This window comes from Cupriavidus sp. D384 (assembly GCF_001652915.1).
Lineage (GTDB): Bacteria > Pseudomonadota > Gammaproteobacteria > Burkholderiales > Burkholderiaceae > Cupriavidus.
Map to the genome: position 1 here is coordinate 57,283 of NZ_BBQI01000073.1, position 13,191 is coordinate 70,473.

The 13,191-nt window shown below is 68.2% G+C and carries 14 protein-coding genes; all 14 read right to left on the reverse strand.

Features of this window, described 5'->3' with window-relative positions; all coding sequences use genetic code 11:
• Window position 1: 1 nt before the first annotated feature.
• The 14 genes from A9J21_RS16065 to A9J21_RS16130 are packed head-to-tail and all read right to left on the reverse strand — an operon-like array spanning window position 2 to window position 13,164.
• Complete coding sequence (locus A9J21_RS16065; RefSeq protein WP_066737321.1) at window positions 2-1,243, reverse strand: beta-ketoacyl-ACP synthase; 1,242 nt, start codon at window positions 1,241-1,243, stop codon at window positions 2-4.
• Complete coding sequence (gene fabG, locus A9J21_RS16070) at window positions 1,240-1,971, reverse strand: 3-oxoacyl-ACP reductase FabG (protein ID WP_066737322.1); 732 nt, start codon at window positions 1,969-1,971, stop codon at window positions 1,240-1,242. The genes A9J21_RS16065 and fabG overlap by 4 nt, the downstream gene beginning before the upstream one ends.
• The gene (locus A9J21_RS16075; protein ID WP_066737324.1) at window positions 1,968-2,465 is read right to left on the reverse strand and encodes a hypothetical protein; all 498 of its coding nucleotides are present in this window, start codon (window positions 2,463-2,465) and stop codon (window positions 1,968-1,970) included. The genes fabG and A9J21_RS16075 overlap by 4 nt, the downstream gene beginning before the upstream one ends.
• A 2-nt stretch (window positions 2,466-2,467) precedes the next feature.
• Entirely contained in the window at window positions 2,468-3,658 is a 1,191-nt protein-coding gene (locus tag A9J21_RS16080) for a beta-ketoacyl-ACP synthase (protein WP_066737326.1), read from the reverse strand.
• Window positions 3,655-4,257 (reverse strand): DUF3261 domain-containing protein, encoded by a 603-nt coding sequence (locus tag A9J21_RS16085; RefSeq protein WP_066737328.1) that lies wholly within the window; start codon window positions 4,255-4,257, stop codon window positions 3,655-3,657. The genes A9J21_RS16080 and A9J21_RS16085 overlap by 4 nt, the downstream gene beginning before the upstream one ends.
• Window positions 4,245-5,474 carry an NAD(P)/FAD-dependent oxidoreductase gene (locus A9J21_RS16090; protein WP_066737330.1) on the reverse strand — a complete coding sequence of 410 codons (1,230 nt, stop codon included), beginning with the start codon at window positions 5,472-5,474 and terminating at the stop codon, window positions 4,245-4,247. Before A9J21_RS16090 ends, A9J21_RS16085 begins: the two co-directional genes overlap by 13 nt.
• Window positions 5,475-5,499: 25 nt before the next feature.
• Window positions 5,500-7,854 (reverse strand): MMPL family transporter, encoded by a 2,355-nt coding sequence (locus A9J21_RS16095; protein ID WP_231906944.1) that lies wholly within the window; start codon window positions 7,852-7,854, stop codon window positions 5,500-5,502.
• Window positions 7,847-8,464, reverse strand: a complete 618-nt coding sequence (locus A9J21_RS16100; RefSeq protein WP_066737334.1) for an outer membrane lipoprotein carrier protein LolA — start codon at window positions 8,462-8,464, stop codon at window positions 7,847-7,849. Before A9J21_RS16100 ends, A9J21_RS16095 begins: the two co-directional genes overlap by 8 nt.
• Window positions 8,461-8,877 (reverse strand): thioesterase family protein, encoded by a 417-nt coding sequence (locus tag A9J21_RS16105; RefSeq protein ID WP_066737337.1) that lies wholly within the window; start codon window positions 8,875-8,877, stop codon window positions 8,461-8,463. The genes A9J21_RS16100 and A9J21_RS16105 overlap by 4 nt, the downstream gene beginning before the upstream one ends.
• Window positions 8,855-9,892, reverse strand: coding sequence for an acyltransferase (locus A9J21_RS16110; RefSeq protein WP_066737465.1), 1,038 nt, complete (start codon window positions 9,890-9,892; stop codon window positions 8,855-8,857). Before A9J21_RS16110 ends, A9J21_RS16105 begins: the two co-directional genes overlap by 23 nt.
• Window positions 9,889-10,641 (reverse strand): glycosyltransferase family 2 protein, encoded by a 753-nt coding sequence (locus tag A9J21_RS16115; protein WP_066737339.1) that lies wholly within the window; start codon window positions 10,639-10,641, stop codon window positions 9,889-9,891. Before A9J21_RS16115 ends, A9J21_RS16110 begins: the two co-directional genes overlap by 4 nt.
• Complete coding sequence (locus tag A9J21_RS16120; protein ID WP_066737344.1) at window positions 10,638-12,341, reverse strand: AMP-binding protein; 1,704 nt, start codon at window positions 12,339-12,341, stop codon at window positions 10,638-10,640. The genes A9J21_RS16115 and A9J21_RS16120 overlap by 4 nt, the downstream gene beginning before the upstream one ends.
• A complete protein-coding gene (locus A9J21_RS16125; protein WP_066737346.1) occupies window positions 12,334-12,891 on the reverse strand; it encodes a hypothetical protein in 558 nt (185 codons plus the stop codon). The genes A9J21_RS16120 and A9J21_RS16125 overlap by 8 nt, the downstream gene beginning before the upstream one ends.
• A gap of 12 nt (window positions 12,892-12,903) precedes the next feature.
• A complete protein-coding gene (locus tag A9J21_RS16130) occupies window positions 12,904-13,164 on the reverse strand; it encodes an acyl carrier protein (RefSeq protein WP_066737466.1) in 261 nt (86 codons plus the stop codon).
• Window positions 13,165-13,191: the final 27 nt, after the last annotated feature.

Sequence of the window (13,191 nt, forward strand, 5' to 3'; positions counted from 1 at the left end):
TTCAGTGGAGACCCGGTTCGGGCCAGCGGCGAAAGATCAGCGACGTGTTGATGCCGCCGAACGCGAAATTGTTGCTCATCACATGATCGGTATCGATCCGGCGCCCGTCCCCGGCGATGTGGTCCAGCGGCGCGCAGCGCGGATCAGGCTGATCCAGATTAAGCGTAGGCGCAAACCAGCCGTCGCGCATCATCTCGATGCTCATCCATGCCTCCAGCGCCCCGCAGGCGCCCAGCGTGTGTCCCAGGTAGCTTTTCAGCGAACTGATCGGCACCTGCGCGCCAAATACGGCATGGGTGGCCTGGGCCTCGGCCAGATCGCCCTGCTCCGTGGCCGTGCCATGCGCATTCAGGTAGCCAATCTGCGATGGCTGCAGCCCCGCGTCGTGCAGTGCCATGCGCATGGCCTGCGCCATCGTTTCGGGCTGGGCCTGCGTGACATGGTTGCCGTCGCTATTGGTGCCGTAGCCAACCACCTCGGCCAGGATGCGCGCGCCCCGCGCCTGGGCATGCTCAAGCGCTTCAAGCACCAGCGTGCCGGCGCCCTCGCCCAGCACCAGGCCGTCGCGCGCCGCATCGAACGGGCGCGGCGTGGCTTCGGGCTCGTCATTGCGGGTGCTGGCCGCGAACAGGGTATCGAATACCGCGGCTTCGGTGGCGTCGAGCTCTTCCGCGCCGCCCGCCAGCATGGCCACCTGGCGGCCCGTGGCGATGGTCTCGAAGGCGTAGCCGATGCCGTGGCTGCCCGACGTGCAGGCGCTTGACGTGGTCAGAATCCGCCCGGTCACCCCAAAGAAAAGCCCGATATTGACGGCCGTGGTGTGGGCCATCATGCGGATGTAGGTCGTGGCGTTGACGCCCTCGGTGGTGCGGTCGCTCATCATCCGCGCGAAATCCTGCGCAGCCGATGGTGTGCCGGTCGACGATCCGTACGCCACGCCCATCTGCCCTCCGGTCACCAGCGGATGGCCGGTCAGGCCGGCATCGGCCAAGGCAGCCTCGCTGGCGAGCACCGCCATCTGCGACACCCGGCCCATCGTACGCATGACCTTGCGCGTGTAGTGCGGCGGCAGCGTGAACGGCGGCACTGGCGCGCCAAGCTGGGTGTTCAGGCCGCGAATACCGGCCCAGGCGTCCATGCGCACGACGGCGTTGCGGCCACGGGCCAGGTTACGGCGCACCGTCTCCCAGTCGTTGCCCAGCGCGCTGACGGCGCCCATGCCCGTCACAACCACCCGCTTCATCCGAACATGCCTCCGTTGACCGATATCACCTGCCGCGTAATGTAACCGGCATCGGCCGACAGCAGGAAGGCAACTGTTGCAGCTACCTCATCCGGGGTACCCAGGCGGCGCGATGGGATGATCTTCAGCGCTTCCTCGCGCACGTGGGGTTCGACCATCTCGGTATCGATCAGCCCCGGCGCCACGCAATTGACCGTGATCTGGCGCTTCGCCAGCTCGATCGCCAGCGCCTTGGTGGCGCCGATAATGCCCGCCTTGGCCGCGCTGTAGTTGGTCTGGCCGCGATTGCCGACGATGCCCGACACCGACGACAGCGTGACGATGCGCCCCGGCCGGCGGCGCTGCACCATCGGCATCACCACGGGATTGAGCACGTTGTAGAAGGCGTCCAGGTTGGTATGCACCACCTCGTCCCATTCCTCGCCGGTCATGGCCGGGAAGGCGGCATCGCGCGCCAGGCCGGCATTGCAGACCACCCCGTAGTAGCAGCCATGCTGGTCGATGTCGGCCAGCAGCGCATCGGCCGTGGCCTGGCGCTGGCTCACGTCGAAGGCCAGCACACGCGCATTGCGGCCGAACGCGCGCACGGCGTCGGCCACGGATTCGGCTTCGGCGCGGCTGGCACGACAATGCACGACCACGTCAAAGCCATCGCGCGCCAGGCGCAAGGCAATGGCGCGGCCGATGCCACGCGACGCGCCCGTCACGAGCACGGTCTGGTTCGTCATGTCTGCTGTCCTTCGAGGAAGGCCCGCGCATCGGCAGGCACAAATACGGAAACCGTGGCGCGGGCGACTTCCCTGCCATCCTGCGCCAACGTACAGGCAAACATCGACAGGCCACCTTCGGCCGCCACGTCACCCGCCATCTCAAGCTGCACGCGGATCGTCAGCACGCTGCCGGCCGCAAACGCCGGCACATCGCTCACGTAGCGCCGCGTGCCCAGCAGGAATCCCGGCACCGGACCCAGCCCGGCTTCGCGCGCCCGCATGCCGGCCCAGGCGGCAATGGTCTGGGCCATGTACTCCACGCCGATCCACGCCGGCATGCCGGCATCGTCCACGAAAAGCTGCGTCGGCCGCACCGTGGCCCGTGCCAGGCCATGCATGGCATCGGCCTCCAGCAACTCGTCGATCAGGCGCATGGCACCCGCGTGGGGCACCAGTTCGCCGACCGGCGGCAGCGGGTTGCGTGCAGTCGATAACGGATCGGCGGCAGGCATCTTTAGCCCTCGCTCATGACCAGCACGCAATTGCTGCCGCCAAAGGCGAACGAATTGCTCATGGCGTGGCGCACCGGGCGGCCCAGCGACTCGTTGGCGCCCACCACGTGCAGCGGTGCAATATCGGGATCGAGCGCGCCGTCCCACCAATGCGCGGGCAGCCGGCCCTTCGGGTTGCCAGCCAGCGTCAGGTACAGCAGCGCGGCCTCGACGGCCCCGGCCGCGCCCAGCGTATGGCCGGTCTGCGGCTTGGTCGAACTGACCGGTATGTCCGCGCCGAACAGGTCCGCCACAGCGCGCGTCTCCATGGTGTCGTTCTGCTCGGTGGCCGTGCCATGCAGGTTCAGGTAGTCGATATCGCCCGGCTGCAGCCTCGCGCGGGCCAGCGCCAGTTGCATGGCCGCCCGGGCACCGGCACCGCTCGGGTCGGGCGCGGAAATATGATGGGCATCGCCGGTCTCGCCCCAGCCGCTCAGCCGTACCGGCCCGGGCTCGCGCGACATCAGGAACAGTGCCGCCCCTTCGCCCAGGTTGATGCCTTGCCGGTGAACCGAAAGCGGATTGCAGCGCGTGGCACTGACGGCTTCCAGCGCGCGGAATCCGGCAATCGTGAACGTGCAGAGCGTATCCACGCCACCGGCCACGGCGACGTCGGCCACGCCCATTTCCAGCAACCGTGCGGCTGCGCTCAGCGACTTCGCGCTGGATGAACACGCCGTGGAAATCGTATAGGCCGGCCCGGCCGTGCCAAGCCGGCGCGCCAGGTAGCGTGCCGGCGAATCGAGTTCCTGCTGGCTGTAGTGGAATCCCGTGGGAAACGCACCGGTCGCGGCACGCGCGCGCACGGCCAGTTCACCCTCATGGATGCCAGACGTGCTGGTACCTAGCACGATGGCGACGCGCGTCGGCCCCACCCGTGCGATGGCCGCATCGACAGCAGCGCGCAATGGCGCCAGCGCGCGCTCCAGCACCGCGTTGTTGCGGCTGGCCTGCGACGGCGGCGTATCGGGCGGCAGGTCCGAGACATCGACCGCTTCGGCCAGCACGCCAAGGTGCAGCGCCGTGCCCGGCGTATAGCGATCGGTGCTGGCGCCGCCAGAGGGGCCGTCAGTGCGCCAGAGCGCGGCCCGCACGGCATCGTTGCCGCTGCCCAGCGCGCACAGCACGTTCATGTCGTGCAGGTACACCGTCATCTCGCACTCCCGTTGTCGCGCAAGGTACGAATGGTCAGCCGATAGCCATCACGCCGCTGGGTGAACAGCGTGGTGGCGGCATCGGGATACCGGATCTCCGCCACCACCTCGGCGCCAGCACGCAACTGGCGCATGCCGCCGGTGGCATCGATCCGCCATCCCGCAGGCAGCGCGGCCTGGATCGCGGCCACCGGCCAGAGCGACAACTGCATATCGCTCAGGATACGCTCGGGCTTCAGTTCGGGCGGCGCCCACGGCGACCGCGTCACCCGCAGGTCGTGGCCGTCCCAGTCGATACGCGCCAGCACCTGGTTGCCAGCCATGGCGGCCAGACGCGTATGCGCCGCATCGGCCTCCAGCAGCGCCAGCATGTCGCGCGTCTGCTCGCCCTGCGGCGACGGGTATTGCACCGTGATCTGCTGCTCCAGGCTCAGTGTACGGCCCAGTGACGCTGGCGACAGCCGCAGCAGCGGCGCTTGCGCCGGATTCGGCCGTTCCGCGGCATTGGGCGCCCCGGTCGTCGCGCAGCCGGCCATGCCCGCAGCCAGCACGCACGCGGCCATCAGCGAGACGAGGGAGACCGGTATCAGGCGCCGCAAAGCTGCTCCACGACGCCAAGGCGCCGCCGCGCATCGGCCACGAACGGGTTGGACGTATCCCAGGCATAACCGGCCAGGATCGACGAGATCATGCCCCGGATCTCGGCAGGCGAGTCGGGATGGAACAGCACGCGTTGGAAGCGGCCTTCGTACCACGCCTCGACAAACACGCGGAAACAGTCGACGCCCGCCTTCAGCGGCTTTGCGAAGTCCGCTTCCCAGTCAACCGTCTCGCCGGTCAGCTGGCGCGCCAGGCAGTCGGCTGCCAGGCTGGCCGACTTGAACGCGATGGTCACGCCCGACGAGAACACCGGGTCCAGGAACTCGCCTGCGTTGCCAAGCAGCGCATAGCCATTGCCCCACAGCGAACTGACGTTGGCCGCGTAGCCGGCGATCTGGCGCGCCGGGGTATCCCACTGCGCGTCCTTGAGCAGCCCCGCCAGCCCCGGGTCTTCATTGACCAGCGCACGCAGCTTCGTCATCTCGTCGCCCTCGTACCGGTCAAGGAATGCCTTCTCGGCCACCACCCCGAGCGAGCAGCGGCCATTGGAGAACGGGATCGTCCAGTACCAGACATCGTCATGCTCGGGGTGCACGCCGACACGGATCTTGTTGCGGTCGAACGTGCCGGCCGGAATGCCGTCGGCCACGTGCGTGAAGATGGCCGCGCGCACCGGGAAGTTCGACGGCGATTCCAGCTTCAGCAGCCGGGGCAGGATGCGCCCGAAGCCCGAAGCGTCGAGCAGGAATCTGGCCTGCACGGCATAGCTTTCGCCGTCTTCGCCACGCACGGTCACCACCGGCTGCGCGCCGCCGACGTCCACCGCCTCCACCACATGGCGGAAGCGCACTTCGGCGCCCTGCTTCTGCGCCTCACGGATCAGCACGTCGTCGAAATGCGCGCGTTGCACCTGGTAAGTGGTGCCCCAGCCAGGCGAAAACTTCTCGCGAAAGTCGAAGTCGGTATAGCGGTCGCCGCGTGCGAACGCCGCGCCGTTCTTGTACTGGAAGCCCGCCTCCACCACGGCCTGCAGCATGCCAGCCTCCTCGATATAGGCCATGCTCTGCGGCAGCAGGCTTTCGCCGATCGAAAAGCGCGGGAACGTTTCCTTTTCCAGCACCAGCACGCCGATACCGCGCCGGCGCAACAGCCCGGCGGCCACGGAGCCGGCCGGACCCGCCCCCACGATCACGACTTCGGCTTGTTCGGTCCTCATTAATATTTCTCCTTGTGTCCCGCGCCTATCTGGCGGCGGGCCTGAACCATGGCGACAGCACCCAGACCGCGCCCACGCCCGACAGCATCGTCATGCCGAACGCATGCAGCGCCGGCGTGGACGATAGCGCGAGCAGCCCGAACGCCAGCAGCGTGCTGGCGGCGCCGAGCACGATGGCCGTCCATGACACGCCGTCGCCGGGATGCTCGAGCAGAAAGATGCCGTAGTCGACGCCAACGCCCAGCAGCAGCGCCAGCGCCAAAATCGAGAACAGCTGCAGCGGCACCTGCAGCCAGCCGAGCACGGCCACGCTGAACGCCGCCGCCAGCAGCGTCGGGACCAGCGCGCGCCAGCCCGACAGCCCGTAGCGCCATGCCAGCAGCAGGCCCACCACGCCCGCGCCGGCCAGCAGCAGCCAGCTCATCAGCACGCGGTAGTGATGCAGCAGCGACGAAAAATCGGCCACGCGATCCACCCATTCCGCGCCGGGCACCTGGCGCACCGTGGCGGCGATGGCCGGAATCTCCGCCGCATTGTCGAGGCCGCGCAGCAGCATCACGCTGGCGTAGCCGTGGCCCTCGCGGTCCAGCCACAGATGACGCAGGGTGTCGGACACCGGATGGGTCAGCCACGCCTGCAGGGTCAGCCCAGCGCCGGCGGGCGCGGCGGGTGGCGCGGCAATCGTGCCGCCCAGCGCCCTGGCCACGCGCTCGCGCACCGCCGCCTCCTGGCGGTCGGCCAGCGCTGCATCGGCGCGCTGGCGGGCCGCCGAAGGCACCCAGTCGGAAATCGCCACGAAACCGCCAAATGCATGACGATCCCGCGTGCCAGCCAGGCTGGCCTTGACTGCTTCTTCGCGTGCCAGCACTTCATCGGGCGTGGCACCCCGCACCAGCACGAACTGTGCGGGGCTGGGCGTGCCCAGCAGCCGGCCGATGGTGCGTTGCGCCTCGATCAGCGCCGGCGGCGAACTCTGGAGCTGCCGCACGTCGTCGACCACGCGCACCTGCCACACGCCACCGGCAATGAACAGCCCCAGCAGGCCCAACGCCATCCAGGTACGGCGATCATTGTGCACCTGCGGCCAGCGCGCCAGGCTTTCGGCCAGCCATGTCGACAGCCGGGTCTGGCGCGGCGTGCCGCGGTCGAGCAGCGGAAACCAGAACGCCACCGTCAGGAAGGCCCCGGTCAGCCCCACCGCCGAGAACAGCGCCATCTGCCGCAAGCCGGGGAATGGCGCGATGCCAAGGGCCAGATACGCCATCACGCTGGTCAGCAACGCCAGCGACAGCCCGGGCAGCAGAAAGCGCATGACCGAAGGCGGCGTCGCGCGCGGCATGGCCTGCCGCGTCACGAAGTAGTGGATGCCGAAGTCCTCGGCCACGCCCATCAGGCTGGCGCCGAACACCAGTGCGATCAGGTGTACGCGACCAAACACCATGGCGGTGGCGGAAATCGCCATGGCCGTACCGATCAGCAGCGACAGGCCAACCAGCAGGATGGGCCGCAGCGAGCGGAAGGCGATCCACACCAGCAGCAACACCGCCGCCAGCGAGCCCCAGCCGATCACGTTCATTTCCCAGTTGGCCTGCGATGCCGCGGCCTCGGCATGAAGCGGAATGCCGGCCATGATGACGCGCACGCCGCTGTCGCCGCCTGCCCCATGTCGTGCTGCCGTTTCGGCCTGGCCCAGCAGGTCGCCGTAGTCGGTATTGCCGTTGGCGGAAAAGCCCGACCGGGCCGTGCGGAACGTCAGCACGATCCAGTCCTTGCCGTCGCCCGTCACGGTCGCCATGCCGTCGCGCTCGCGCACCCGCGTCGCCGCCGCGCGGTCCAGCCACCACTGCTGCCACAGGCCCAGCGGATCGGCCGCCCATTCGGTAAGCTGCGGGCCCATCGAGAACTGGTAGAGCCGCGTCAGGGCCTGCCGCGCCAGCGCATCGGGGCTTTCCGAAGCCAGTTGCTGGCGCTGCGCATCTGTCAGCAGCCGGTCCCGCCACGGGCGATAGAACGCCAGCGCCGCGTCGAAATCGAAGGCACCCAGCTTGTCCTGCGGCTGCAGCAGCGGGTTGGCCGGTCCAATGGACTGGCGAAAGCGCTCGGCAGCGGCCCGCGTATGCGCCCAGTCGTCAGCCCCGACCAGCACCACCACTTCGCGCGAGACGCCCTCGCCAAGCTGGCGCAACACGCGGTCGGCCGTGGCGGTACGCGCGCTGGTTGGCAGCAGCGCCATCACATCGGTATCGATCCGCGAGGCGCGCCAGAACTGCAATTGATGCACGGCCACCGCGATCACCAGCAACAGCCACGCAATCGCCAGCACCCGGTCTCGACGCGTGAGCGCACCCTGCATCGCGAGACCGCCTGCCGCATTACTCAAAGCGCTGCTCCTCTGCGGCATCGAGCCGGTTGGCGGCCGCGGGGTTGATCATCTTCACCACCGTGCTGTCGCCACTGGCTTCCTCCAGCTTCACGTCACGTACGTACTGGTCTCCCGAGAGGTCGATGCGGGCAAACGCGCGCCGCGCACCGGCATCGGTCGGGGTCAGCGTCAGGGTCCAGCCCTTGCTGCCCACCAGCTTGCCGGTTACCGAGAAACGGCTCGACAGGCTGCGGAAATCGCCACGCAGCATGGCGATCATCGATTCCCCCACCATGCGCATGGCCGGCTGGGCATCGGCCCGCATCTGCTGCTGCACCTGGCCGTCGGCACCGCGCATGACAAGCTTGTCTGGCGTCACCAGCAAGCTCGACGGCACGGGGTCGCGCGTGGTCCACACCACGCCCCGGCCGCGCGCCACCACAAAATCGCCATGCGACACCAGCGGGGTGCTGAAGCCCGCCAGCCTGCGGGTCTGTTCGAACTGGCCGCGAATCACGGGCGCATCGGTCAGCCGCGCGGCCACCGCCGCGGGCAGGTCCTCGGCATGCAGCGGCAGCGCGGCCAGGCAGCCCAGCGCCGCCAGCGCCAGGAGGTTTCGGCGCATCATTCCTGGACTCCAAGTCGTTGCAACAGCACGGGCGGGCTCGCGTACAGCATTTCCTGCGTAGCCATGTCCACGGCCACCTGGATCGAATATCCCCGGGTCAGCCGCTGGCCGGTGGCCGCATCGCGCGCCTCGTAGTGGATCTTGAGCCGGTGTTCCCACTCGGCAAAGGTGGCGCGTACGATCATCGACTGCCCATAGCGCAGCGGCCGCACGTACTTGACCCGGATGTCGATGATTGGCCACGCAAAGCCCGAATCGCGCATCTGGGGGTAGTCGTAGTCGATCTGCTGCAGCAGCGCGCAGCGCGCCAGTTCGAAATAGCGCAGGTAGTTGCCATGCCAGACCACGTCCATCGGGTCCAGGTCGTGGAACGCCGGCGTCAGTTCGATTTCATGATGGAGGATGTTCGGCATCTTGGTCGCGCGCAGCCTGCGAGGGATCGAGCCGGCCGACGCTGATCGGATCCCGGGCCCAGAAATCGTAGAAGTTGAACCAGTCGTAGGGCGAGCGCACCACCAGCAGTTCCAGCCACGCCACATAGCGCCGCGCCAGTTCTTCAAGCCGCGCTTCGCGCGCGGCGCGCGGCAGCGTTACGCTGCGCGCCAGTTCGGTGAAGCGGATCACGTGGCCATTACCGGCGCGCACGCAGCCCATGGCGAACAGCGGGCACTTGAGCAGCGCCGCCAGCACGTACGGGCCCACCGGGAAGCGTGCCGGCGCGCCCAGGAACGGCACGCTCACGGCGCGGCCGCCATGCGCGGGTGCCCGGTCGCCGGCAATCGCCACGAACTCGCCGGCCTGCACGCGAGCCGACAGCTCAAGCGCCGTGGCCGGCGAGATATCGTCGATCTGGTACAGCTGCAGCATCGCGTCGGGATCGAGCCGCGCCAGGATGCGGTTGAACTGCTCGGCATGGGCCGAATGCACCAGCACGGTCAGCCGCAATCCTTCGATACGGCCGGCCATGGCACGGCACAGCTCCAGGCATCCCACATGCGCGGTCATGATGATGCCGCCCTGGCGGCTGGCAATCTGCCTGAGCAGCACATCGGCGCCTTCCTTGGACACGTTCTCGAAGCGATAGCGGCCGCCGATGGCCAGCAGCTTGTCGAGGATCGTGTCGCCGAACGAGAACAAATGGTTCAGCGAATGGCGCCAGGTGGGCCGCGTGCCAACGGCACCGGTGGCCGCTTCCAGGCGCTGCAGGTAGTCCGTGGACGAACGGCGCGCCAGCGGATAGGCCAGCCAGAAGTACGCCACCACCGGCACCATCACCAGCCGGAACAGCGTCCGCCCGAACACCCGGTACAGCGCATACAGCAGCCAGATGCCCCACACGCAGGTGGCCTCGCCAATGGCGCTCCAGTGCTGCGCACGCTGCGGGCGGTCGGACGACGATTTCGAGGAATCGGGATGGACGATGCTCATGCCGTCCTCACCTTGCGCCATAGCAGCGACGGCGCGCGCCAGATCATGCCCGCGAACAGCCGCGTCAGCATGCCGGCAATCAGCAGGTTGTCCTGCAGCATGCGGAAGTGCGACACGCCGTCAGAGGGATACGTGACCCGCGTTGGCACGTTGACCACCGGGGCCCCTTGCCAGTACAGCCGCACGATTACCTCGGTATCGAACTCCATGTGGTGACCCAGGCGGCTGCCGGCCATCAGCTTCGTCACCGCGGGCAGCGGATACACGCGCAGGCCGCACATCGAATCGCGGATTTCGAATGACAGCGTGATCAGCCACACCGTGACATGGGTCAGGTAGCGGAAGTAGAAGCGGTGCCTGGGGACGGTGTCGTCGTAGACCGGATAGCCGGCGATCACGGCGTCCGGGTGCGAACGTGCCAGGTCCAGAAAACGCGGAATATCGTTGGCGTCGTGCTGGCCGTCGGCATCGATCTGCAGCGCGTGGGTATAGCCGAGCCGCGCCGCCGTGCGAAATCCGGCCATCATCGCGGCGCCCTTGCCCTGGTTCTGCGGCAGCCGTTCCAGCAGCACGCGGTCGGGATGGGCGTCGGCAATCTGGCGCAGCACCGCCGCGCACGCCGGCCCACTGCCGTCATCGACCAGCAGGCAGGGCCACGGATGGCGCAGGATCGCCTCGACCATGGCGCCGATGGCATGCTCATGGTCGTAGACCGGAACCAGCACGATGGGGCGGAATACTGCGCTCATGAAGCTACGGGATGAAATACGATCTTGCCGCTCGCATGCGCGCCGGCATCTGAGGTCAATCGGAAACCGAGCACGCATTCGGCCGGCTGCCAGGCCAGCGCGAGCCTGACACGGGTGCCGGGCCGGATGACTGCCTGGAACTTGAGCATGTCGAGCCGCGCGAAACGCTCGCGCGGCGGAATGGCGAGCCGCTCGGGGGCCAGCGCCATGACCCAGTCCACCTGGGCCACGCCCGGCACCACCGGCATGCCGGGGAAATGCCCATCGAACACGGCCAGGTCGTCGGCGATGTCCAGGTCGGCCTGTGCGGACGTGGCGTCGGCAGCCACCCAGCGCGCCGCGGGCACCGTGTGCCGGAACAGCTCGCGCAGCATGGCCTCGGTGGTCTTGCCCTGTGCATTGGCGGGCAACTCGCGCGGAAACACCCAGCGGCGCGGCAGCGCCAGCGGGTCGATGGCGCCGGCCAGGCACTGGCGCAGCGCACGCACCACGGCGGGCCGGCCCTGTTCATCAAGCAGGCGTTGCCCGGCATCGTCCAGCACGGCCACGGCGCCGACGCGCTCGCCCACGGCGGTTGCAATCATCGCCACGCGGGCCTCGCGAACCAGGGGCGACGCGCCCAGGCGCTGCTCGATGGCCGTCAGCGAAACGCGTTTTTCCTCGATCTTGACGATGCGGTCGGCCCGGCCGGCCAGCACGAAGCCGCCGTCCTGCGTGGGCAGCGCGCGGTCGGCGCAGACGTACCAGTCGTCATCCGCCAGATGCGCGGAACGTACGGCAAGGTGCCCGTCCTGCAGGCGCCAGGCCACGCCCGGCAACGGTGTCCACGCATCGGCGTGATACTGGCGCTGGCGCCAGGCGATGCCGCCGGTTTCGGAGCTGCCGAAGACCTCGACCGGCGATACACCGGCCAGGCGCAGCACATCGGCAGATGCCTCGGCCGGCAACGGGCCGCCCGACGAAAACACCGCTTGCAAGACGCCCTGCGTGGCGGGCCAGTCGAGCCCGGCAGGCATCCGCCGCAGATGGGCGGGGCTGCTGACCAGGATGGCCGGACGCCGGTCGGCCGCGCACTGGCTTACCAGTTCTTCAAGAAAAGCCAGCCGGTTCTGCGGGATGTCGCGGTCTGCGGCAAGCGGCCACAGGATCGTGAACAGCAGGCCGTAGATATGCTGGTGCGACACCGTGGTCAGCACCCGTACATCGGCCGGCATGCGCTTGCCAAACGCCTGTTGCAGCGCGCGCAGTTCGCCATCCAGCTGGGCCAGCCGCTTTGGCAAGGCCATCGGCGCGCCAGTTGAGCCCGACGTGAACAGCGTGACCCAGGTATCGTCCGGGGACAGCGCAAGCCAGTCAAAGGCGTGACCGGATACGGGCGAACCGGAGGTAGCCTGCAAGCCCTCCGGCAGATCGCCGGCCAGACCGTCGACTGCGCCGCGCAGGGCCGCGATGGTCTCCGCGCGATTGTCGCCGGGCAATACCACCTGCTTGCCCGCGTGCCATGCGCCAAGCAGCGCCGCGGCAAACGCGCCGGGTTGGTCCAGGTACAACGCCCAGCGCTGGCCGGCCTGTGCCGCAAATGCCCGGCGCCAGGCCGCCACATGGGCCACAAAGCCGACCGCGGCCGCCTGCGTGGCAAGCCGGGACATCGCCCCGCTCACGCCAGCCACGCTGCCTGCGTCTGTCACGCGCTCAGCCATGATGGCCCTCCGCATGACGGGCCCTGACACGCTGGCGCACCAGCCATTCGCCGGCAAACATCGCGCCGATCAGGCCATAAGCAATGGCGCCGTTATACAGCGCCCAGACCCGGTCGCTGGCGGCAAACGCCGTCACGGCGGCAACCGTGCCATTGCAGACGAAGAACACGCACCAGGCCTGCGTCACACGGCGCGTATAGGCCACGCCATGCGCGGGCAGGTCCGGCTCACGCAGGCGCGCCAGCCGCTCGACCAGCGTGGGGGGATAGGCAAGGCTCCAGCCGAAAACGCCAAGCAGCGCCACGTTGACGAGTACGGGATAAATCTTCAAGGGCAACGGATGGTCGGAGACCAGCACCACGGCGGCCAGCACGCCCGCCAGCAAGGCCAGCAGGCGCCAGGCGGCCTGGCGGCTGGTGGTGGCACGCAGCAACGCGAGCGCCACCAGCGCCAGCGCCATCACGCGCGGCGAGTAATGCTGCAAGCCAAAATAGATCACGAGCGGGTATGCCATCGTCAGCAGCCCCAGCCCCAAATTGCGCCATGCCATGCTGTTCCAGAGTCAGGCGGTGGCCGCCGGGGAATCGATCAGTTGCGCAAGCGTTCTCACCACGTCTCCCACAGTCTTCACCGACTTGAATTGTTCCGGTTTCAGGGGGTGGTGCAACATCGGTTTCAGTCTGACAAGCAGATCTACCGCATCGATGCTGTCGATATCGAGATCGTCGTAGAGGCGAGCTTCGGGCGTGATGCGCCCGGGCGCGATCTCGAACATCTGCTCGAGCACCGCAGCCACGCGTGCAAGGATTTCATCGTGCGTCATGATTCGCTCCGCATTTCCCCCGTCAAA

Bases quoted from the DNA above. Each gene is read 5' to 3' on its own strand.
- A9J21_RS16065 (WP_066737321.1), bottom strand. From the start codon at position 1,243: ATGAAGCGGGTGGTTGTGACGGGCATGGGCGCCGTCAGCGCGCTGGGC.
- fabG (WP_066737322.1), bottom strand. From the start codon at position 1,971: ATGACGAACCAGACCGTGCTCGTGACGGGCGCGTCGCGTGGCATCGGC.
- A9J21_RS16075 (WP_066737324.1), bottom strand. From the start codon at position 2,465: ATGCCTGCCGCCGATCCGTTATCGACTGCACGCAACCCGCTGCCGCCG.
- A9J21_RS16080 (WP_066737326.1), bottom strand. From the start codon at position 3,658: ATGACGGTGTACCTGCACGACATGAACGTGCTGTGCGCGCTGGGCAGC.
- A9J21_RS16090 (WP_066737330.1), bottom strand. From the start codon at position 5,474: ATGAGGACCGAACAAGCCGAAGTCGTGATCGTGGGGGCGGGTCCGGCC.
- A9J21_RS16100 (WP_066737334.1), bottom strand. From the start codon at position 8,464: ATGATGCGCCGAAACCTCCTGGCGCTGGCGGCGCTGGGCTGCCTGGCC.
- A9J21_RS16105 (WP_066737337.1), bottom strand. From the start codon at position 8,877: ATGCCGAACATCCTCCATCATGAAATCGAACTGACGCCGGCGTTCCAC.
- A9J21_RS16110 (WP_066737465.1), bottom strand. From the start codon at position 9,892: ATGAGCATCGTCCATCCCGATTCCTCGAAATCGTCGTCCGACCGCCCG.
- A9J21_RS16115 (WP_066737339.1), bottom strand. From the start codon at position 10,641: ATGAGCGCAGTATTCCGCCCCATCGTGCTGGTTCCGGTCTACGACCAT.
- A9J21_RS16120 (WP_066737344.1), bottom strand. From the start codon at position 12,341: ATGGCTGAGCGCGTGACAGACGCAGGCAGCGTGGCTGGCGTGAGCGGG.
- A9J21_RS16125 (WP_066737346.1), bottom strand. From the start codon at position 12,891: ATGGCATGGCGCAATTTGGGGCTGGGGCTGCTGACGATGGCATACCCG.
- A9J21_RS16130 (WP_066737466.1), bottom strand. From the start codon at position 13,164: ATGACGCACGATGAAATCCTTGCACGCGTGGCTGCGGTGCTCGAGCAG.